Genomic DNA, 20,522 nt, shown 5'->3' on the forward strand with positions numbered 1-20,522 from the left:
CCCCGATGGACTGCGCAGCAGGCCCTTTAAGCGGGTGCTGCGCACCCATCGGGGATAAATCCCCTCGCCACATATTGTTTGTTCAGATCAGCGCTGCACCGCCACTAGCACCATCATCGGCCGCTCCCGCTCTTCAGCCAGCGCCGGTTGCGCCGCCACCTGCGCATCGCTCGGCCCCCATTCGTTGACATGGCGAATGGCAAAGCCCGCCGCGATCAACGCATTCAACAGCGTGCCCATCGTGCGGTGCTGCTTGATTACCCCTTCGGCCAGCCAGTGGGTCACTCGCTCGCCTTCCATCTGATAACTGTCCAGCGGCCAGCGCTTGTGGCCATCGCTGTCGACCAGCCAGCCTGGATTGCGCGGCGCCATGAAGATCGGATGCTCGATGGAGAACACAAAATGCGAACCCGGTTTCAGCGCCGCGTACAGATGAGCGAACAGCCCTGGCAGATCCTTGATGTAGTGCAGTGCCAGCGAACTGTAGGCCAGATCGAAACGGCAGACCGGCAGGTCGAGATGCTCAAGGTCGGCGCGCTCATAGCGGATGTTCGCCGCCGCAGTGGTTTCGCGCGCGCGCTCGAGCATCTTTTCCGAGACATCCAGCCCCAGTACATGGGCGGCGCCGTGCTCACTGGCCCAACGACTGAACCAGCCATAGCCGCAGCCGAGGTCGACCACATGCAAATCGTGCATTGATGGCAACAACGCCTTGAGCGCCGGCCACTCCGGTGCGGCATCGAGGCCGCCGATGGAGCGGTTCATCTGGCTGTAACCCTGGAAAAAATCAGGATCGTCGTAAATATTTTGCGTCATGGGGAAATACTCTTTTGAGTTCGGTCATCAGCGGCACAGGGGCCGCGCCATGGAGTCCCTCGAAAGTCAAAACGCGTATTCGTCGATGGCCGCGCAGGGAGGGTGGTGGGTGATGGGGAAATGCTAGCGGAGGGCCGGATTTGTATTCAACCTTGCTGCAAGACCTTCAACGCTGCCGAAGCCAGAAACCCCGAACGACTTTTTTCTTCCGGGTGATGAAGCACATATTCATCAATGCGGTTGAGCAGATAGCCGGGCAGTGTGATGTTGAGTTTCTGCGCCTTGCCCAGGTATTTGGTGACGTCGATATCAACCACAGCCCAGGCACAACCGGCGTACTGCGGATTTGCTACGTGCACGCCAAGCTTGCTGGCTGGCGGGATCGGCGCACCGTCCTCTGCCAGAATTTCGAAATGACCCTCAATGGCTTCGCGAGCCATCGCGACGGCATCATCCAGATCATCCCCGGCAGAAAAACAGCCGGGAATATCCGGCACTTCCACTCCCCAGGCATGTTTTTCATCACCTATTGAAATTGCGATCGGGTAAAGCATGTTCGTGGACCTCCTGGACGCTGTCGGTGGCGTGAGTCAAAGCAGCGCCTGTTTCAAAATGCTGATGGCCGTTTTTTTAAGCAGGTCCTTCTTTGGATGCGGCACCGTCACCAGACCAGGTTTGATGGGATGTTTGAAGTGATGATGACTGCCCTTGACCCGCACCAGATACCAACCGTCTGCGACGAGTTGACCGATTAAAAAGCGGCTATTCACAACACCTCCTTGTGGTGTGCTTGGTGGGTACTATAACTACTGATTTTTTTTGATCAACACTATAACCACCGAGCGGTCATCGTCTTTTAATTGGCTCGCTGGCAAGGTCCAGTCTAGGCTGGGGCTTCGCGTTGGAATGATGGGTGTGTTGCAGGCCTTTACGGGGCAATGCGGACAAATCCCGGACACAAAAAAAACCGGCCTTGTAGGCCGGTTTTTTCTGTTCCTGCATCCCCCCGTCATAACCACGACGTGAGACCTGATTGAGTGGAGCGGGTAGAGGGAATCGAACCCTCAACTAAAGCTTGGGAAGCTTTCGTTTTGCCACTAAACTATACCCGCTCAGAGCGGCTGACTTTGTACCAGAGTCGGGCGCGAATTTGAAGGTTTTCTTTTCCTCGCAGCGCGTTACAGCATTGAAAACGGTCATTCGCGGGCGAATCTGCAGGGCCATCGATACTGGTTTTTCAGCCCCACAGACCCGCTCGCGACGACACTTTTTCAAATGGCCAGTGCATGGTGATCCTGAACGAACGCATAACGCGTTCGGCTCGTTTGCTGTGACGGTTTCAGGAAACCAAGCAGGGCGTTCTGGCTATCGCGGCACGCAGCCTTGTGCTCCATGTCGAGGAAGTGCCCAGTAGCCTGCAGCGTGGTGAAGGTGCTGTGCGCCACGTGGTTGCCGAACAGTCGGGCGTCTTCGGCGGCGGTGTATTCATCCCATTCGCCGTTCAGGAACAGCACCGGCACGTTGATTTTTCTTCGCTGCGTTCAGATAGCACTGACGATCACTGTGCAACACGTCGTTGATGTGAAAGTGCATCTGCCCGTATTCGTGCTCGGCCAGGCTGCTGACGTGGCGATAGTTGAAGCGCTTGAACAGTGACGGCAGGTGTTTGCCAATCGTGTTGTTGACCAGGTGCCCGACCCGATCACCATCGCGCTGGCCGAGGTAGTCTACACCGCGCTCCAGGTAATCAAGCATGTGTGCGTTGATCACTGGCGAGAACGAGCTGATCACGGCTTTTTCGATGCGCCGGGGTTGGTGGGCCAGGGCGACCAGGGTCGCCGCGCCACCCCAGGAAAACGACAGCACGTGTTCGGCACCGAAATGATCGATCAGCTCCAGCAGGATCTCCCCTTCGACTTCCTTGGTCAGATGTTTCTCGTGACGGTTGTGGATTTTCGACCTGCCCGCGTAGGGCTGGTCATAGCAAACCACGTTGAATTGCGGGTGCAGATTTTTCACGGTTTGAGCAAACGACGCAGTCGTGGCCATCGAGCCGTTGACCAGGATGATGGTCTTTTCTGCGGCGTCTGCGCGATAGAACTCCGTGTAAACCCGATACTGACCCTGTATATCCAGCACAGCGATTTCTGGCCTCATGTCATAAGACTCCTGGCAAGCAAGCGGGTATGCGCGCAAATAGAGATTGCACGAGCTTTGTGACAGGTAGGCATACGCCTGGAATTTGCTTGGCCCATGTCGATCCATGACTGCGGTCGACGGGTGTTGTTATTGGCGGGCAGTCTGCCGGCTGAGGCGCAACCCGGAGGGCTGACGACCGGCAAAAAGTTTCTTGGATGTATGTTGTGACTCGTCGGTCACAATTTGGCCGACGTCCTGATTCAAGCAGTGGGATGGGGATCGCGCAAGTGCCGTTGGTAAATTGTTCGACAACTTCTGCTGAGCGGTCGCCGGCTTAGAACAAATGAATCTCTTCGGTGCGCAAAGCGCGGTACTCGCCCGGTTTTAGCGCGTGATCCAGCACCAGCGGGCCCATGGATTCGCGGTGCAGGCGCAGCACTTTGTTGTTGAAGTGACCGAACATGCGTTTTACCTGATGGTAGCGACCTTCGACGATGCTCAGCCGCGCAGCTCGTGGGCCGAGCACTTCCAGCTGCGCCGGTTGGGTGGTCAAGTCTTCGAAGGCGAAATAGACCCCCTCGGCGAACTTGATCGCATATCCCGGGCCGATTTCCTGTTCGGTCTCGACGTAATAGACCTTCGGCAGTTTGGTCTGCGGCTGAGTCAGGCGCCGCGACCAGTTGCCGTCGTTGGTGATCAGCATCAGCCCGGTGGTGTTGAAATCCAGACGCCCGGCGATGTGCAGGTCGTCCTTGTCCGGTTCATGGATCAGATCGAGCACGGTCGGGTGCTGCGGATCGCGGGTCGCACTGACGCAGCCAGGCGGTTTGTGCAGCATGAAGTAGCGTGCCGGTTTACCGCTTTGCAGCACTTCGTTGTCGACTTCGACGCGACTGAATTCCAGGACTTCGCTGTGGGGATCGCTGACGACTTTTCCGTCAATGCGCACGCGCTTTTCCACCAGCAACAGGCGAACCTGCTTGCGGTTGAAGCGGGGCAGGTTACTGAGGAAACGGTCGACGCGCATGGTCAGAAATCGGCAGGTAGCGGGGCACGCATCTTACGGGATCGACGGCTTGGCCGCTTGCAGTTGCGCCTCGACCTGGGCGCAACGCGGGCACAGGCAGGACTTGTCACGCAGCTCCGGCGGCAGCGCTTCAAGGACTGCCGGATCGATGGATACGCCGTAGCACCAGCAGGCGCGGTCGGCGGTGCGCGGGTCGGCCAGGGTGCAATCGTTGCGCGCGCCGCAGGCCGGGCAGAGGTCGGGTTTGGTGTCGGAATCAGGCATAAGTCGGATGAAGCATTTCCACGCAGGTGCGGTTACGGCCGGTTTGCTTGGCCCGTTACATCGCATGATCGGCCCGAGACGGTAGCCTGTGCAAGCTTGCAGGCCAGCTATGGGAGCAAGCCTGCTACCACAGAGGATTTTCAGTGTGACCGACGCCGCTGATCTGAAGCCTTTCCACGCCCGGCACTTGCCCCGGAACTGACAGTCAAAACTGTGTCGGCTGCGCTGTCTTGCTGCGGCCGCTGGTCTTTCAGGAGGCCGTCATGGGTACTTCAAAACTGTTGCGCCGGGTGCTGCTGGGAGCGGTGCTCGGCTTGGGTCTGTCCGGTTGTTATTACTACGCCGGGCCTTACGACACTTATCCCGCCACTTACTACTACCCCGGCTATTATTCGCCGTATTACTACGGCGGATATTACGGACCGCGTTACTACGGCGGTGCTCGTTATTACTACGGCGGCTACGGCTATCGCGGTGGTTATGGACGCGGTTACCACGGCGGCTATCACGGTGGGCACCACTGATCGGTGGCTGAATGAAAGCGTTTTCCAAATGAACAGGATTTCATCAATCACATGTTTCAACTTGTTACGAAAGCGCACCAGATTCGGAAAACGCTGTCAGATATTGCGTCAGTCACCGAATAAACGACTGATGCCTGCCAGCGTCGCTGGTGCGGCTACCCGCGGTCCAGGAGGCCGCCATGTATCGACGAATTCTTCTACTTGCTGCGATGATGTTTTCCGTTGCCGGTTGCGCTCCTTACTCCTACGCAGACAGTTACTACAGCTCGGAGGTCTACACGTCACCCGCTCCCGCGTACTACAACACTGGCGGCACGTATTACAGCGGTGGCAGTACCTACTATTCGGCCCCTCGCTATTACCAGGCGGCCCCGCGTTACTACCAGCCAGCGCCACGTTACTACTCGGCGCCGCGCTACTACCAACCAGCGCCGCGCTACTACGAAAGTCGTCGCTGGCACGACAATGATCGCGGGCGCTGGGACGGTCACCGCGGTGGGGGTTGGGATCGGGACCGTGGTGGCCGTGATCATCACGGTAACCGCGGTGACCACGGCGGGCGAGGCGGTCGCTGGTAATCATCCGCAAACAAAAAAGCGGCGCATTGAGCGCCGCTTTTTTTTCTGCCTGCGATTTGCCGGGCCGTCAGTAAACCGTCAAATCCGCCAACGGATGCCGACCTTCCCACACCTTGTGAAAATGCGCCTCGACCACCGCCTCCGGCACATTGTTGATATCCGGCCAATGCCAGTGCGGCTTCTGATCCTTGTCGATCAATCGCGCCCGCACCCCTTCGCTGAACTCCGGATGCCGGCAGCAATTGAGGCTCAGGGTGTATTCCATCTGAAAGACTTCAGCCAGTGACAGGTAGCGGGCGCGGAGGATCTGTTCCCAGACCAGATGTGCGGTCAGCGGCGAGCCTTCGCTCAGGGTTTTCGCGGCGCGGGCGATCAGCGGGTCGTTGCTGTCGCGTTGCAGGCTGATGGCTTTCCAGGCGCAGATGACGTTGCTGACGTCGAGCAGTTCGTCGATCTGCTCGCGGCGCGGCAACCACTGCGCTTCGGGCATCTGCTCGACGGCTTCCTGTTGCAGGGCCTTGAGCAGACTGTTGAGTTGCATGTCGGTCTGTTCCTGCCAGTTGAGTTGCAGCAGGCCTTCGATCAGTTGCGGTTGCTGCTCTTCAAGCAGAAAGCGGTCGGCCAGATCCAGATCGATCGCATCACGCCCGTTCATGTGCGCACCGGTCAAACCGAGGAACAAGCCGAGCTTGCCCGGCAACCGGGAGAGAAACCAACTGGCCCCGACGTCCGGATACAATCCGATGGTGATCTCCGGCATCGCCAGGCGACTGCTCGGCGTGACGATCCGCGTGCTGGCACCTTGCAACAGGCCCATGCCGCCGCCGAGCACGTAACCGTGGCCCCAGCAGATCAGCGGTTTGGGGTAGGTATGCAGGCTGTAGTCCAGGCGATATTCGGCGGCGAAAAACTGCGCGGCCAGTGGCGGGACTTCGCCGGGATGGGCGCGGCAGGCTTCCACCAGGCTGCGCACTTCGCCGCCGGCGCAGAATGCCTTGGCGCCGTTACCGCGCAGCAGCACGCAGACGATTTGTGGATCCTTGGCCCAGGCGTTCAGCTTGTCGCTCAGGGCGTTGATCATCGGCAAGGACAGCGCGTTGAGCGACTTTTCAGCATCCAGGCTGGCGATACCGAGGCGGGCGCCGTCAGTGCCGGTGAGTTCTTCGAAGTGCAGATTCATCGTGACCTCGATCGGGAATTTGAACGATCAGTATGATCGCTGTGCGGGAAAGTGCCGGATCTGTGTCAGATCAATTGACAAGCGTGGTCGGCTTTCCTAGGGTTCGCCCCATTGTTTTTGCCGGGTATGACCATGACTGCTGACGACCGTATCAAACTCGAACCGAGCTGGAAGGAGGCACTGCGTGCTGAATTCGACCAGCCTTACATGGCAGAGTTGCGCAATTTTCTGCAGCAGGAGCGGGCGGCCGGCAAGGAGATCTATCCGCCGGGGCCGCTGATTTTCAACGCGCTGAATTCGACGCCGCTGGATAAGGTCAAAGTGGTGATCCTCGGCCAGGACCCGTACCACGGCCCGGGCCAGGCCCATGGCTTGTGCTTCTCGGTGCAACCGGGCGTGCCGGCGCCGCCATCGCTGGTCAACATCTACAAGGAGTTGAAACGCGACCTGAACATCGACATCCCCAATCACGGTTACCTGCAGAGCTGGGCCGATCAGGGCGTGTTGATGCTCAACACCACCATGACCGTCGAGCGCGCCAATGCCAACGCGCACAAGGACAAAGGCTGGCAGTTCTTCACCGACCGGATCATTGAGGTGGTCAGCGAACGCCAGCCGCATCTGGTGTTCATGCTGTGGGGCGCGCATGCGCAGAGCAAACAGAAGCTGATTGATGCGACCAAGCACCTGGTGCTGACCTCGGTGCACCCGTCGCCGTTGTCGGCATATCGTGGCTTCCTGGGCTGCGGGCATTTCAGCCGGACCAACAAGTTTCTTGAGCAGAATGGTGAAGTGCCGATCGAGTGGCGGTTGCCGCCGGTTTGATCGGTTGACCGGGCTGGCCCTATCGCTGGCAAGCCAGCTCCCACAAGGTTTCAGGGGTGTACACACGATTTGTGGCAACCACAATCCTGTGGGAGCTGGCTCGCCAGCGATGAAGTCGACTCGGTATCACTCGGGATTACGATTCCAATACTTGAACAACGGCTCCGCCAGAAACAGCACAAACAACAGCCGCATCACTTGCATCGCCGTCACCAGCGGCACCGACAGTTGCAGGGTTTCCGCCGTCAGACTCATTTCGGCAATGCCGCCGGGCATCATGCCCAACGTCAGCGAACGCAGATCCAGATGGGTCAGCGCACTCAAGCCCAGTGCCGCCAGGGTGGCGATCAACATGGTCAACGCCGTGCCGATCAACGTGCGCCCCATGAATGACGGCGCGCGCCGGAAGAACTGTCGATTGAAGTGACAGCCCAGCCCGCTGCCGATCAGCCACTGGCCGATCTGGCTGCCTCCGTCCGGCAGGCCAATGTGCAAATCCCAGGCAATGCTCACCGTGGCACTGACCAGCAACGGGCCGAACAGCCACGGATTGGGCTGACGCAAACGCTGCCAGAGCCAGGCGAGCAGGGCGCCTGTGGGAAACAGAATCGCCAGCCAGCGCCAATCGACGCTGCCGGCGTGGGAAATCGGCGTGCCGTCGCCCAGCAGATATTTGAACGCCGCCGGTACACACAACACCACCGCCAGCACCCGCAGACTCTGCCCGGCCGCGACATGGCTGAGCAGCGCACCGTTGCGCGCGCCGAGATTGACCATCTCCCCGGAGCCGCCGGGCATGCTCGAGAAAAACGCCGTGGCGCGATCTTCGCCGGTGCGGCGCATCAGCCACACGCCGACCACCGCCGAGAGACTGGTGACCAGCGCACCGAAGAAAATCAGACCGAAGTGACTGAGCACCTGCTCCATCACCAGCGGGGTGAAGTGCAGGCCGATGCCGATGCCGACAATCCATTGCCCGCATTTGCGCCCGCCGGGGATTTCCGTAAGTTGCCACGGGGTCAGGCAGCGCACCAGGATGATCGCCAGCAACGAGCCGACCATCCACGGTAGCGGCCAGCCGATCTGGCTGGCGATAAAACCGCCAAGCAGACCGACCAGCGGGGTAGCCCACCAGCTTCTGAGGGACGAACGATCAGACATCGGCGATGGTGCGTTGCGCTGCCGCACGTTTGCGCCAGATGCGGATGATCGGCATCAGCAGCATGATCCCAGTCAGTACCCAGACGCCGAGCGTGATCGGGCTCGACCAGAGGATTTCCAGCGCACCGTTGGAGATCGACAGGGCGCGACGCAGGTTCTGCTCCATCAGTTCGCCAAGGATGAAGCCCAGCAACAGCGGCGACAGCGGGAAGTCCAGCTTGCGCAGGATGTAGCCGAAGATGCCGATACCGATCATCAGGAACAGGTCGAACGTGGTGGCATGCACCGCATACACGCCAATCCCGGTAATGATGGCGATGACGGGCACCAACGCCCAGTTCGGCACGGCGAGGATGCGGGTGAAGATGCGGATCATCGGGATGTTGAGGATCACCAGCATGACGTTGGCGATGAACAACGAAGCGATCAGGCCCCAGACGATGTCCGGTTGCTGTTGGAACAGCAGCGGCCCCGGAGTGATGTTGTACAGCGACAGGGCGCCGATCATCACCGCCGTGGTGCCCGAACCGGGAACGCCGAGGGTCAGCATCGGCACCAGTGCACCGCAGGCGGCACCGCCAATGGCGGTTTCCGGCGCGGCGAGGCCACGGGCATCACCCTCACCGAACTTGCCGCTGGCGCCGGCGATGCGTTTCTCGGTCATGTAGGCCACGGCACTGGCGAGGGTCGCGCCGGCACCGGGCAACACGCCCATGATGAAACCCAGCACGCCGCAGCGGACGTTGACCACGAATACCGAAGCCGCTTCCTTGAAGTTGAACATCATCCGGCCGGTGGCTTTCACCGCTTCCTGGCCGTGGTGGGTTTTTTCCAGCAGCAGGAGAATTTCGCTGATGGAAAACAGGCCCAGCACCAGCACCACGAACTGAATGCCGTCGGTCAGGTGAATGTTGTCGCCAGTGAAACGGTACACGCCGCTGTTGGCGTCGATGCCGACGGTTGACAGGAACAGGCCGATCAGCGCCGCGATAAACGTCTTCAGCGGACGATCACCGGCCATGCCGCCAAGGCAGACAATCGCGAACACCATCAGTACGAAGTATTCCGCCGGGCCGAAAGCAATCGCCCATTTCGCCAGCAGCGGGGCGAACAGCACCATGCCGCAGGTGGCAATGAATGCACCGATGAACGAACTCCATGCCGACAACGACAGCGCCACACCGGCCAGACCTTTGCGGGCCATCGGGTAACCGTCGAGGGTGGTCATCACGGTGGAGGCTTCGCCTGGAATGTTCAGCAGGATCGAGCTGATCCGCCCGCCGTATTCGCAGCCCAGATACACCGCCGCCAACAGAATCAGCGCCGACTCCGGCGGCAGGCCAAGGGCGAATGCGATCGGGATCAGCAGTGCCACACCGTTGATCGGACCCAGGCCCGGCAACAGGCCGACAACAGTGCCGATCAGTGTGCCGCACAGCGCGGTCACCAGGTTGTAGGGGCTCAGCGCAACGCCAAAACCCTGACCCAAATAGCCAAGAGTATCCATATCAGTTCTCCAGAACGCTGAGCAGGCCAAGGGGCAGCGGAACGTCCATCAAACGGTCGAACAGCAGGTAAAGACCGATGGCCATCAGGCTGATGATCGCCACGCTCGGCAACCAGCGACCGCCGTACAGGCGTGCCATCGGGATGCCGGTGATGACGCTGGCGATGATGAAACCCAGCGATTCAAATGTGCCGGCGAACACCAACAGCAGAACGACGCAGATGCCGATCTTGATCAGGGTTTCGCGATCCAGCGGCGGTTCGTCCGCGCTGTGTTTGATGGGGGCCGGGCGGAACACCATGTACAGCAGCGCCAGGCCCATCAGGCCGAGCATCAGCAGGGGAAAGGCACGCGGGCCGACCGGTTCATAAGAAAAAGCTGCTTGATACGGCCACGCCATCAGCGCCAGGCCGACGCAGGCCAGCAATAGCACCGAGGCGAAAATGCGTTGTAAGAGCATGGGAAACTCCTGTGCCGAGGCCTCGATGCGCGAGGCCGCAGCCGCTAGACAGAGACGATCACTGAATCAGGCCGAACTCTTTGGCCAGCACCTTGTAGTCCGCCACCTGCTTCTTCACGTAGGTGTCCAGCTCCGGGCCGGTCATGGCGAACGGGAACAGTTCACGCTGATCGCGCAGCTTGGCGAAATCGTCCGAGGCCAGCAGTTTGTCGAAGGCGTCTTTCCACCAGGCGTAGTCTTCGTCGCTGACTTTTGGCCCGAGGTAGAAACCGCGAACCACTGGCCAGACGATGTCGTAACCCTGCTCGCGGGCGGTCGGGATGTCTTTCATTTCCGGCTCGTCGAGGCGTTTGTCGGCAAATACTGCCAACAGGCGCATGTCACCGCTCTGGATGTGCGGCATGGAGTCGGAAATGTCGGTGCTGCCGACCTGGATGTGCCCGCCAAGCAGCGCGGTGGCAATTTCGCCGCCACCTTCGAGGGCGACGTAACGCAGGTCACGCGGGTTGATCCCGGCAGCTTGGCGATCAGGGCGGTTTGCATCCAGTCCTGGCTGCCGACGGTGCCGCCGGAACCAATGACCACCGAGCTCGGATCTTTCTTCAAGGCTTTGACGAGATCGTCGAGGGTCTTGTAGGGAGAGTCGCTTTTCACCGCGATGGCGCCGTAGCTGGTGCCGACGGCCGCGAGCCAGCGCACATTGGTTTCATCGAAACGGCCGAACTTGCCTTGCGCCAGGTTCAGCAGCGAACCGCTGGACCACGCCACCAGCGTGCCCGCATCGGCCGGGCGCTGAGCGACGACCGCGTTGTACGCCACCGCGCCGACACCGCCGGGCATGTAAGTAACACGCATCGGTTTGGTCAGCAGTTTTTCATTGACCAGCGCGCTTTGCGCCAGTTTGCAGGTCAGGTCGAAACCGCCGCCGGGGGAGGCCGGGGCGATGCATTCCGGGCGCTTCGGTTCGGCCATCAGTTGGCCGGCGAACAGCATGACGCCAGCGGCCAGAGCAACTTTACGCAGTGACAAATTCATTGGTTTCTCCACGGTTTTGTTGTTGTAGGGCTTTTTGTAGGAGCTGCCGCAGGCTGCGATCTTTTGATCTTCCAACCCGCAGCATTTCAATCAATTACCAAAGGGCAACGCTATAGCTCACCAGCAGACGCACTTCATCGGCATCGCGAGCGGAGTAGTTGGAACGGTAGGTGGCATTACGCAGGCGGACGGCAACGTCCTTCAAGGCGCCGCTTTGTACTACATATTTGATCTCGGTGTTGCGTTCCCACTCTTTGCCTTCATCGCCGTTCTTGAGCTTGATGTTGTCACCGCTCAGGTAACGGCTCATGAACGACAGGCCGGGGATGCCGAGGCGCGCAAAGTCGAAGTCGTAACGCGCCTGCCACGAGCGTTCCTCGGCGCCGGCGAAGTCGTTGATCTGCACGAAGTTGACCAGATACGGGTCGCTGCCATCGACATACGGGAAGGCGCTGTCGCCGGACATGTGCTGATAACCGGCGGTGAACTTGTGGCCGCTCAGGGCATAGCTGACCAGGCCATTGAGCGAGCGGTTGTCGATCTCGCCACCACGGGCCGCGCCCTGATCGTCACTGACCGCAAAACGCAGGTCGGTGGCGAATGTGCCCGGACCCATCGGCCGCGAGGCGACCAGGCCGAAGAAATGCTGGTTGTAGACTTCGTCAAGTTGGGCGAAATGGTAGCTGCCGGTGATCTTGTCGGTGAACTTGTAGTCCACGCCGGCAAAGTCGAAATGCTTGCCGGCCACGGTGCCAGCGAAACGGCTGTTCTTGTTGTTGAGGGCAATGTCCTCGAAATCGGTGCTGTCGCGATCCTTGGCTTTCTCCAGACGCCCGCCGGTGAAGGTCAGGTTCTTGATCTCTTTGGAGGTCAGCAAACCGCCCTCGAAGGTCTGCGGCAGGATGCGCCCGTCGTTCGGTTTGAGGATCGGCAATTCAGGCATCAGGCTGCCGATTTTCAGTTCGGTGGCGGAGATTTTAACTTTGCCGGTCAGGCCGACCTTGGAATATTCGTCCGCGGCGCGCCCGTCATCGTGGGTCGGCAACAGGCCGGTGCCGGTGCGATCCGGGCTCGAATCAAGTTTGACCCCCAACATGCCCAGCGCATCGACACCGAACCCCACGGTGCCGTCGGTGTAACCCGATTGCAGGTTGAGCATGAAACCCTGGGCCCATTCATCCCGCTTGCTTTGCTGGGCGCTGGTGCCGTCGCGAAAGTCACGGTTGAAGTACATGTTGCGGGTTTCGAAGGTGGCGGAACTGTCTTTGATGAAGTCGGCGTAGCTCAGCGGTGAAAAACCGGCGAGGGCGGCGGCACTGGCGAGGGCGGTGTGGCTGAAACGCAAAGGGCGAGCGGGCGTGAAAGCCTTGGTCTGCAAGGACGGCATGCGCGGTGTACTCCGTTTATTGTTCTTATTGGTCGAAAACGCTTCGTGGCGTTTTTCGTAGCGCTGTGTGGCAGCAGCGACGGCAGTCGAAACTGTCCGTGACCGGACTCTAACGGCCTAACCTTTCGCTAACCTTTCAGCTGGATTTCGCGGTTTTCGGGCTTCACAGTGGCGGTTGCGGCTGTAAACTCCGCGGCAAAGAATGGCGTCGGCCATCCCTGAATGAGGTAAGGATCCATGCGTGTTCTGCTCGTCGAAGACCATTTGCAGCTGGCCGAAAGCGTCGCCCAGGCGCTCAAGAGCACCGGTCTGACCGTGGACGTGCTGCACGATGGCGTGGCCGCCGACCTGGCGCTGGGCAGCGAGGAATACGCGATGGCGATCCTCGATGTCGGCCTGCCGCGCATGGACGGGTTCGAGGTGCTGGCGCGCCTGCGCGCACGCGGCAAGAACCTGCCGGTGCTGATGCTGACGGCGCGCAGCGATGTGAAGGACCGCGTACACGGCTTGAATCTCGGCGCTGACGATTACCTCGCCAAACCGTTCGAACTGAGCGAACTCGAAGCGCGGGTCAAAGCCCTGCTGCGACGCAGTGTGCTCGGCGGCGAACGCCAGCAGCGTTGCGGCGTGCTGGCCTACGATCTCGACACCCGACGTTTCAGTCTCGGCGAAGAATTGCTGACCCTGACCTCTCGCGAACAGGCCGTGCTCGAAGCATTGATCGCCCGCCCGGGACGGGTGATGAGCAAGGAGCAACTCGCCGCGCAGGTGTTCGGGCTCGACGAAGAAGCCAGCCCCGACGCCATCGAAATCTACGTGCATCGCTTGCGCAAGAAACTCGACGGCCAGCCTGTGGCGATCGTGACTTTCCGTGGCCTCGGTTACCTGCTGGAAAGCCGCGATGCATAAGCCCAGCAGCCTGCGCTGGCGGTTGCTGTGGAACCTCGCGTTGTTGCTGGTGGTGTTGATGCTCGCCAGTGGTTTGAGCGCGTACTGGAACGGACGCGAAGCTGCCGACACGGCTTACGACCGAACCCTGCTGGCCTCGGCGCGAACCATCGCCGCCGGCCTCTCGCAACGCGACGGTACGCTCAGCGCCGACGTGCCCTACGTGGCCCTGGACACCTTCGCTTACGACAGCGCCGGGCGGATTTACTACCAGGTCAACGACATCCACCAGAAGCTGATTTCCGGCTACGAAAACCTGCCCGGGCCGCCACCCGGTACGCCAAGAACCGACGATTACCCGGCGCTCGCGCGCTTCTACAACGCGACCTATCGCGGGCAGAACGTGCGCGTGGTCAGCCTGCTTAAAGCGGTCACCGAACCGAACATGAACGGCATGGCGGAAATCCGCGTCGCCGAAACCGATGAGGCGCGCGTCGCCATGGCGCGCAGTCTGGCGGCCGATACGCTGTTGCGTCTGGGCATGCTCGCGATCGGCGCATTGTTGCTGGTGTGGTTCGCGGTGAGTGCTGCGCTGCGCCCGCTGGAACGTCTGCGCACGGCGGTGGAGGAGCGCCAGCCCGATGATTTGCGGCCGCTGCCGCTGGTGGAGGTGCAACATGAATTGTGGCCGCTGGTGCGCGCGCTCAATCATTTCACCGAGCGTCTGCGTGGGCAGTTCGAGCGGCAGGCGCAGTTCATCGCCGATGCCGCTCACGAACTACGCACGCCACTGGCAGCATTGAAGGCACGGCTGGAGTTGGGGCTGCGTTCCAGCGAGCCGGAAACCTGGCGCACGACCCTGGAGTCATCGGCGCAAAGCACAGACCGCCTGACCCATCTGGCCAATCAACTGCTGTCGCTGGCACGGGTGGAAAACGGTGCCCGGGCGATTGCCGAGGGCGGCGCGCAATTATTGGATCTGAGTCAGTTGGCCCGCGAACTGGGCATGGCCATGGCGCCTCTGGCCCACGCGCGCGGCGTCGCACTGGCGCTGGAGGCGGATGAACCGGTATGGCTGCGCGGCGAGCCGACGTTGCTCAATGAACTGTTGAGCAATCTGGTGGACAACGCCCTGGCGCATACGCCACCGGGCGGCAACGTGATTCTGCGGGTCGCGGCACCGGCGGTGCTTGAGGTTGAAGATGACGGGCCGGGGATTCCGCTGGAGGAGCGTGATCGGGTGTTTGAACGCTTCTACCGGCGCAATCAACAGGTGGCGGGTTCAGGGTTGGGGCTGGCGATTGTCGGAGAGATCTGCCGGGCGCATCTGGCGCAGATCACCTTGCATGATGGCGAGCAGGCCGGTTTGAAGGTTCGGGTGAGTTTTATTGCCGGATAGCAGCCGAGATGGCTTTTGTGGCGAGGGAGCTTGCTCCCGCTCGGCTGCGCAGCATTCGTGATTCCTGAGTGCAAGGTTTGCCTGGTGAAGGGAGGCCGCCTGGTTTTGGGGCTGCTTCGCAGCCCAGCGGGAGCAAGCTCCCTCGCCACAGGTCAGTAAAACATCGTCCGCGACTCTTCCAGATCTGCACACAATTGCTTGTTCTCCGGATCGATCCCAAGCTTTCTGAATGCCGGCACACTGAGTGGGTCAATCCGTGAAATCGGATGATCGCTGTCCTTGTGGCAATACAGGCTCGCCACCTGCACCAGATCGACGTAATCGATCTGTGCCGAGTCGCGCTTGAAATCCAGATACAGCCCAGGCAGCTCCACCAATTGCTCGGGAAATTCCCAGACCCGCAACAGCTTGTCGCCCAGCAGCGGGTGAATGTGGTCGATCACATGATTGAGACTGACCGGATCTGACAGCAGTTCGTAGTGATCTTCGGCGTAAGTCAGGATCGGCAGCACGCCGATCTGATGCACCAGTCCGCCCAGCGCTGCCTGATCAGGTTTGAGTTGGGTGTGGCGGCGGCACAGGGCGTAGCTGACGCCGGCGATTTCCAGGCTCTTGCGCCAGACTTCGCGCATCTTCTGTTCGACCACGTCGGAGCGGGCGTGGAAGATCTGTTCCATCACCAGCCCGATCGCCAGGTTGCTGCTGTAGTTCACCCCCAGCCGGGTGATCGCGGTGTGCAGGTCGGTGACTTCCTGGGTCGCACGCAGCAACGGGCTGTTGACCACTTTGATCAGGCGCGCCGACAGTGCCGTGTCGCGGCCAATGACTTTGCTCAGATCGCTGACGCTGATCTCCGGATCTTCGGCGGCCTTGCGAATTTGCAGGGCCACTTCCGGTAACGTTGGCAGAACCAGGTCATCGTTATCGATGGCCTCAACCAAATCCTGTTGGACCTTATCCGCCAGCTCGCTCATGTAGATTCTCTAGGGTGTTGCAACAAAAGCTGCGATCAGCGCTGGATTTCGCGGTCGCGATCCAGTTCGTAGGGCAGGTCGAGCAAATGCAGCGCTGGGCCTTCGAGGGCACCCAGGTGCAGATCACCCGCTTCGGCAGCTTCGGCCTGCAACACCGCCAGCAGTTCAATCTTTTCTGCGGTGCGGGCGGCAATCACCACTTCGCCGATGGCGCTGCTGTGGCTTGGGGCGAACAGCGGGGTACCCGGCTCAGGCAGTTCGCTCGCGTCCAGTTGCATGCGATAGAGGCGACGCTTGAGCTTTCCCAGGTACTGCATGCGCGCGACGATTTCCTGTCCGGTGTAGCAACCTTTCTTGAAACTCACGCCGCCGACGGCCTGCAGGTTGAGCATCTGCGGGATGAACAGCTCGCGGGTGGACGGCATGACCTGACCGATACCGGCGCGAATCTGCCCCAGCAGCCATTGGTTCAACTCACCTTCCGGCAGGGCGGCGACGAGTTTGGCCTTGATGGCATTGGCTTGATCGGCCGGTGTCCAGAGCTCGGCGCGATCCGCCGAGACGCGAATCGCGATCAGGCCTGCGTTGCGCACCACGGCATCGGTCTCGCGCGGCAGTTCCAGCCCCAGGCTGGCCAATGCGGCGTCGCCGTGCTCCAGGCCGAAACGCACCCAGGCGGCGCTTTCGTCGGTCAACTTGGACTTGGAGAATACGGCGTACTTTTTCAGATCTGCCAGTTGCGGCTCCAGCAGTTCGCTGGCCATCGCCAGCAGCACACCGTCACCTTCGAGCAGAATGCGGAAGCTCGACTGCATCCGGCCTTTTTGCGTGCAGCGTGCGCCAAGGCTGGCCTGGCTGTCGCTGAGGTAATTGATGTTGCAGGTCAACTGGCCTTGCAGGAATTTGCCGGCATCCGCGCCGCGAACCGCGAGTACGCCTTCATGAGACAGGGTGCAGAAAAAAGCAGAATCGGCCATGGTTCATCGCAGGTAAAAAAGTCTGGGGCACATCATAAGGGCGCGTTGTTGAAATGGGTAGTTGATAAAGGATCGGTGGTGCCCGACCAAAGCCGACTGTGCGACCTGCGCCGGGGCTGTATACTGCGCGCCTATTTGAGGAGGGCTCCATGGTCGAACAAGTTGAACTCAATCGCCTCTTCTGGCACAGCCGCCGCGGCATGCTGGAACTTGACGTGCTGCTGGTGCCGTTCGTGCAGGAGGTCTATCCGCACCTCAACCAGGTCGATCGCGACTTGTATGTCCGACTGCTGACCTGTGAAGACCAGGACATGTTCGGCTGGTTCATGGAGCGCAGCGAATCCGAAGACCCGGAACTGCAGCGCATGGTCCGGATGATCCTGGACCGTGTTCAGCCCAAGTAAGACGTTCGAATGCCGCTGGCATGCCTCACGGCAGTTGCTGGCGGCTTATCTGTTGGCCCAGGCGTTCGCTGTGGGTGTGTTGTTTCTCCTGTCGATTCCACTCTGGGCCAGTCTGCTCGGAGCTTTCGCCTGTGTGCTGCACGCCGCATGGGTATTGCCACGGCAGATACTGCTGAAGCATCCGCAGGCCTTTTGCCGATTACGCCGCGACGCCGATGGCTGGCAGTTGTGGAATCAGGCGGGGGGCTGGCAAACGGTGCAGTTGCGCCCGGACAGCCTGGCGTTGCCGTTGATCGTGGTGTTGCGCTTTCGTCTGCGGGGGGAGCGGCGAGTGCGCTCGATCTGCGTACCGCGAGACTCGCAGGCAGCGGATGTGCACCGACGCCTGCGAGTGCGGCTCAAATTCAGCCGGCGTAGGTGGGCGGCACCAGAATAGTGTCGAGCGCCTCGGGCAGCAGGTTCGGATAGTCGAGTGTGTAATGCAGGCCGCGACTTTCCTTGCGCTCCATGGCTGAGCAGATCATCAGCTCGGCGACTTGCGCCAGATTACGCAACTCGATCAGGTCGCGGCTGACCTTATAGTTGCTGTAGAACTCGTCGATCTCGTCCAGCAGCAGGCGCACGCGGTGCTGCGCCCGTTGCAGGCGCTTGTTGGTGCGCACGATCCCCACGTAGTCCCACATGAAGCGGCGCAGCTCATCCCAGTTGTGGGCGATGATCACGTCTTCGTCGGAATCGGTTACCTGGCTGGCGTCCCACTCGGGCAGGGCGTTTGGCGCGGTGACGGCATCCAGTTGCGCAAGAATGTCCGCTGCCGCCGAGCGGGCATAAACGAAGCATTCGAGCAGCGAGTTGCTGGCCATGCGATTGGCCCCGTGCAACCCCGTGAAGCTGGTTTCGCCGATGGCGTACAGCCCCGGCACGTCGGTGCGACCGTGTTGATCGACCATCACCCCACCACAGGTGTAGTGCGCCGCCGGCACAACCGGGATCGGCTGTTTGGTGATGTCGATGCCGAAGCCCAGGCAGCGCTCGTAAACGGTCGGGAAGTGGCTTTTGATGAAGGCTTCCGGCTTGTGGCTGATATCGAGATAGACGCAGTCGACGCCCAGGCGCTTCATTTCATGGTCGATGGCCCGGGCAACGATATCGCGCGGCGCCAGTTCCGCGCGTTTGTCGAAACGTGGCATGAAGCGTTCGCCGTTAGGCAGCTTCAGATGCGCACCTTCGCCGCGCAGGGCTTCGGTGATCAGGAAGCTTTTGGCTTGCGGGTGATACAGGCAAGTGGGGTGGAACTGGTTGAATTCCAGGTTGGCCACCCGGCAGCCCGAACGCCAGGCCATGGCGATGCCATCACCGCAGGCGCCATCGGGGTTGCTGGTATAGAGGTAGACCTTGGCCGCGCCGCCGGACGCGAGGATCACGAAACGTGCGCCGTAGGTGTCGACTTCGCCGGTCGCGCGATTCAGCACGTAGGCACCGAGGCAGCGCTCGCCGTCCAGGCCCAGACGACGCTCGGTGATCAAATCAACGGCAACCCGTTGTTCCAGCAGCTCTATATTGCTGCGCTCTCTGGCTTGGGCGAGCAGGGTGGTGAAAATCGCTGCGCCGGTTGCGTCGGCGGCGTGGATGATGCGCCGATGACTGTGACCGCCCTCGCGGGTCAGGTGGAATTCGAAGCCGCCGTCTTCGGTGCCGGACTGTTCGTCGCGGGTGAACGGCACGCCCTGGTCGATCAACCACTGGATGGCTTCCCGACTGTGCTCGACAGTGAAACGCACCGCGTCTTCATGGCACAGACCGCCGCCGGCGTTCAGGGTGTCATCGACGTGGGATTCGACAGTGTCGGTATCGTCCAGCACGGCAGCGACGCCGCCCTGGGCCCAATAGGTCGAACCGTTGGCCAGATCACCCTTGCTCAATACGGCAATGCGCAAATGACCCGGCAGGGTCAGCGCGAGACTCAAACCGGCAGCGCCGCTGCCAATCACCAGAACATCGTGTTGAAACTGTTGGCTCATTTCAGGATTCCGCTCAAAGCGACCCGGATCGGGGTTGGCGCAAGACAGCTGGATCGGCGAGTCAAGACAGCCACACAGCCCACTAGTATATAGAGGGGTGGAGCGGCACAATAGCCGGGCTTGTATGGCATTGTGAAACTACTGTGACGACAAAAGCCTGACGTTTCGTCGGAGGTTTTTTTTCATCGTTTTGGAAAAAGGCAACTGTATCGAGGATGAAACAGGCTTTTTCAGCGCACGGTCGCTCAATGTCGCTCCAGCATGGCTATAAATAATTGGAACTTTTGCCAGAGGCCCAAGATCAATAGACAGTTGCCAGAAACACGGGACAGTGTCGGCTTCAATGCAGAACCTGCGATTGGGTTTTTGCCGGCGAACCGATGACAAGATTATTCGCGCAGCCGGTTTATCCCGCGCTGCGTTTTTCGTGCGTGCCAAATCAGAGCCCGCAGGAAACTTGCCTGGAGGGGGAGAACTTTTGCGAAAAGCCCGAGTCTATGTTTGCAAGTCTGGTCGTTTAGTTATGCAAGCCTCCTCCATGCTTATCGAGGAGTGTTCATGCTAACCCAGGAAGAGGATCAGCAGCTGGTCGAGCGCGTTCAGCGTGGCGACAAGCGAGCTTTCGATCTGCTGGTGCTGAAATATCAGCACAAAATTCTCGGGTTGATCGTGCGTTTTGTGCACGACACCCATGAAGCCCAGGATGTGGCTCAGGAAGCCTTTATCAAGGCGTACCGAGCATTAGGAAACTTTCGCGGAGACAGCGCGTTCTATACGTGGCTTTACCGCATTGCCATCAACACGGCAAAAAACTATCTGGTTTCACGCGGCCGCCGGCCGCCGGATAGTGATGTAAGTTCTGAAGACGCAGAGTTCTACGATGGCGATCATGGCCTCAAGGATCTCGAATCACCGGAACGCGCGTTGCTGCGGGATGAGATCGAAGGCACCGTCCA

Annotated in this window: 21 protein-coding genes, 1 tRNA gene and 2 pseudogenes; 8 read left to right on the forward strand and 16 right to left on the reverse strand. The window is 60.3% G+C overall.

The window, feature by feature from the left end; translation table 11 throughout:
• Nucleotides 1–87: 87 nt before the first annotated feature.
• The 7 genes and pseudogenes from HT737_RS22505 to HT737_RS22535 all read right to left on the reverse strand — a co-directional run bounded on the left by HT737_RS22505 (nucleotide 88) and on the right by HT737_RS22535 (nucleotide 4,246).
• Nucleotides 88–816, reverse strand: a complete 729-nt coding sequence (locus tag HT737_RS22505) for a bifunctional 2-polyprenyl-6-hydroxyphenol methylase/3-demethylubiquinol 3-O-methyltransferase UbiG (RefSeq protein ID WP_182404034.1) — start codon at nucleotides 814–816, stop codon at nucleotides 88–90.
• A gap of 146 nt (nucleotides 817–962) precedes the next feature.
• On the reverse strand, nucleotides 963–1,370 hold the full coding sequence (locus HT737_RS22510; RefSeq protein ID WP_182404035.1) for a type II toxin-antitoxin system HicB family antitoxin: 408 nt from the start codon (nucleotides 1,368–1,370) through the stop codon (nucleotides 963–965).
• Between the two features lie 36 nt (nucleotides 1,371–1,406).
• Complete coding sequence (locus HT737_RS22515) at nucleotides 1,407–1,586, reverse strand: type II toxin-antitoxin system HicA family toxin (RefSeq protein WP_007963251.1); 180 nt, start codon at nucleotides 1,584–1,586, stop codon at nucleotides 1,407–1,409.
• Between the two features lie 268 nt (nucleotides 1,587–1,854).
• A tRNA-Gly gene (locus tag HT737_RS22520) sits at nucleotides 1,855–1,928 on the reverse strand.
• Nucleotides 1,929–2,087: 159 nt separating this feature from the next.
• A pseudogene (locus tag HT737_RS22525) lies at nucleotides 2,088–2,973 on the reverse strand (alpha/beta fold hydrolase).
• Nucleotides 2,974–3,289: 316 nt separating this feature from the next.
• Complete coding sequence (locus HT737_RS22530; RefSeq protein WP_182404036.1) at nucleotides 3,290–3,982, reverse strand: pseudouridine synthase; 693 nt, start codon at nucleotides 3,980–3,982, stop codon at nucleotides 3,290–3,292.
• Between the two features lie 33 nt (nucleotides 3,983–4,015).
• Nucleotides 4,016–4,246: a cysteine-rich CWC family protein gene (locus HT737_RS22535; protein ID WP_047292254.1), complete on the reverse strand. Its 231-nt coding sequence runs from the start codon at nucleotides 4,244–4,246 to the stop codon at nucleotides 4,016–4,018.
• A 263-nt stretch (nucleotides 4,247–4,509) separates the two neighbouring features.
• Here HT737_RS22535 and HT737_RS22540 point away from each other — a divergent pair, with 263 nt between their 5' ends.
• Both HT737_RS22540 and HT737_RS22545 read left to right on the forward strand, forming a co-directional pair.
• Nucleotides 4,510–4,770 carry a hypothetical protein gene (locus tag HT737_RS22540; RefSeq protein ID WP_182404037.1) on the forward strand — a complete coding sequence of 87 codons (261 nt, stop codon included), beginning with the start codon at nucleotides 4,510–4,512 and terminating at the stop codon, nucleotides 4,768–4,770.
• Nucleotides 4,771–4,949: 179 nt separating this feature from the next.
• Nucleotides 4,950–5,348 carry a hypothetical protein gene (locus HT737_RS22545; protein WP_007963255.1) on the forward strand — a complete coding sequence of 133 codons (399 nt, stop codon included), beginning with the start codon at nucleotides 4,950–4,952 and terminating at the stop codon, nucleotides 5,346–5,348.
• Between the two features lie 67 nt (nucleotides 5,349–5,415).
• On the opposite strand, the gene HT737_RS22550 is transcribed toward HT737_RS22545, so the two are convergent.
• Nucleotides 5,416–6,528: an enoyl-CoA hydratase/isomerase family protein gene (locus HT737_RS22550; protein ID WP_121184183.1), complete on the reverse strand. Its 1,113-nt coding sequence runs from the start codon at nucleotides 6,526–6,528 to the stop codon at nucleotides 5,416–5,418.
• Nucleotides 6,529–6,660: 132 nt separating this feature from the next.
• On the opposite strand from HT737_RS22550, the gene ung reads away from it, so the two are divergent.
• Nucleotides 6,661–7,353 (forward strand): uracil-DNA glycosylase, encoded by a 693-nt coding sequence (gene ung, locus HT737_RS22555; protein WP_047292639.1) that lies wholly within the window; start codon nucleotides 6,661–6,663, stop codon nucleotides 7,351–7,353.
• A gap of 126 nt (nucleotides 7,354–7,479) precedes the next feature.
• On the opposite strand, the gene HT737_RS22560 is transcribed toward ung, so the two are convergent.
• The 5 genes and pseudogenes from HT737_RS22560 to HT737_RS22580 form a co-directional block, all read right to left on the reverse strand.
• A complete protein-coding gene (locus HT737_RS22560) occupies nucleotides 7,480–8,514 on the reverse strand; it encodes an AbrB family transcriptional regulator (RefSeq protein WP_182404038.1) in 1,035 nt (344 codons plus the stop codon).
• Nucleotides 8,507–10,021, reverse strand: a complete 1,515-nt coding sequence (locus tag HT737_RS22565; protein ID WP_047292269.1) for a tripartite tricarboxylate transporter permease — start codon at nucleotides 10,019–10,021, stop codon at nucleotides 8,507–8,509. The genes HT737_RS22560 and HT737_RS22565 overlap by 8 nt, the downstream gene beginning before the upstream one ends.
• A 1-nt stretch (nucleotide 10,022) precedes the next feature.
• A complete protein-coding gene (locus tag HT737_RS22570) occupies nucleotides 10,023–10,481 on the reverse strand; it encodes a tripartite tricarboxylate transporter TctB family protein (protein WP_041070398.1) in 459 nt (152 codons plus the stop codon).
• Nucleotides 10,482–10,539: 58 nt separating this feature from the next.
• A pseudogene (locus HT737_RS22575) lies at nucleotides 10,540–11,516 on the reverse strand (Bug family tripartite tricarboxylate transporter substrate binding protein).
• Between the two features lie 94 nt (nucleotides 11,517–11,610).
• Nucleotides 11,611–12,903 carry an OprD family porin gene (locus HT737_RS22580; protein WP_121184187.1) on the reverse strand — a complete coding sequence of 431 codons (1,293 nt, stop codon included), beginning with the start codon at nucleotides 12,901–12,903 and terminating at the stop codon, nucleotides 11,611–11,613.
• Nucleotides 12,904–13,140: 237 nt separating this feature from the next.
• Here HT737_RS22580 and HT737_RS22585 point away from each other — a divergent pair, with 237 nt between their 5' ends.
• Together HT737_RS22585 and HT737_RS22590 are read left to right on the forward strand one after the other, a co-directional pair.
• A complete protein-coding gene (locus HT737_RS22585; protein WP_041070394.1) occupies nucleotides 13,141–13,812 on the forward strand; it encodes a response regulator in 672 nt (223 codons plus the stop codon).
• On the forward strand, nucleotides 13,805–15,190 hold the full coding sequence (locus tag HT737_RS22590; protein ID WP_086792025.1) for a sensor histidine kinase: 1,386 nt from the start codon (nucleotides 13,805–13,807) through the stop codon (nucleotides 15,188–15,190). Before HT737_RS22585 ends, HT737_RS22590 begins: the two co-directional genes overlap by 8 nt.
• Nucleotides 15,191–15,342: 152 nt before the next feature.
• On the opposite strand, the gene HT737_RS22595 is transcribed toward HT737_RS22590, so the two are convergent.
• Together HT737_RS22595 and HT737_RS22600 are read right to left on the reverse strand one after the other, a co-directional pair.
• On the reverse strand, nucleotides 15,343–16,164 hold the full coding sequence (locus tag HT737_RS22595; protein WP_086792023.1) for an HDOD domain-containing protein: 822 nt from the start codon (nucleotides 16,162–16,164) through the stop codon (nucleotides 15,343–15,345).
• Between the two features lie 35 nt (nucleotides 16,165–16,199).
• Nucleotides 16,200–17,141 (reverse strand): folate-binding protein YgfZ, encoded by a 942-nt coding sequence (locus tag HT737_RS22600; RefSeq protein WP_182404039.1) that lies wholly within the window; start codon nucleotides 17,139–17,141, stop codon nucleotides 16,200–16,202.
• A gap of 149 nt (nucleotides 17,142–17,290) precedes the next feature.
• Here HT737_RS22600 and HT737_RS22605 point away from each other — a divergent pair, with 149 nt between their 5' ends.
• The gene (locus tag HT737_RS22605; RefSeq protein WP_007963266.1) at nucleotides 17,291–17,545 is read left to right on the forward strand and encodes a succinate dehydrogenase assembly factor 2; all 255 of its coding nucleotides are present in this window, start codon (nucleotides 17,291–17,293) and stop codon (nucleotides 17,543–17,545) included.
• Entirely contained in the window at nucleotides 17,529–17,981 is a 453-nt protein-coding gene (locus HT737_RS22610; protein WP_182404040.1) for a protein YgfX, read from the forward strand. Before HT737_RS22605 ends, HT737_RS22610 begins: the two co-directional genes overlap by 17 nt.
• On the opposite strand, the gene nadB is transcribed toward HT737_RS22610, so the two are convergent.
• Complete coding sequence (gene nadB / locus HT737_RS22615; RefSeq protein ID WP_145593346.1) at nucleotides 17,950–19,566, reverse strand: L-aspartate oxidase; 1,617 nt, start codon at nucleotides 19,564–19,566, stop codon at nucleotides 17,950–17,952. The genes HT737_RS22610 and nadB overlap by 32 nt on opposite strands.
• A 558-nt stretch (nucleotides 19,567–20,124) precedes the next feature.
• Between nadB and HT737_RS22620 the strand changes: the two genes are divergently transcribed.
• On the forward strand, nucleotides 20,125–20,522 hold a 398-nt coding region (locus HT737_RS22620), incomplete at its 3' end, for a sigma-70 family RNA polymerase sigma factor (protein WP_182404041.1).

The organism is Pseudomonas sp. MD195_PC81_125 (assembly GCF_014060985.1).
GTDB lineage: Bacteria > Pseudomonadota > Gammaproteobacteria > Pseudomonadales > Pseudomonadaceae > Aquipseudomonas > Aquipseudomonas parakoreensis.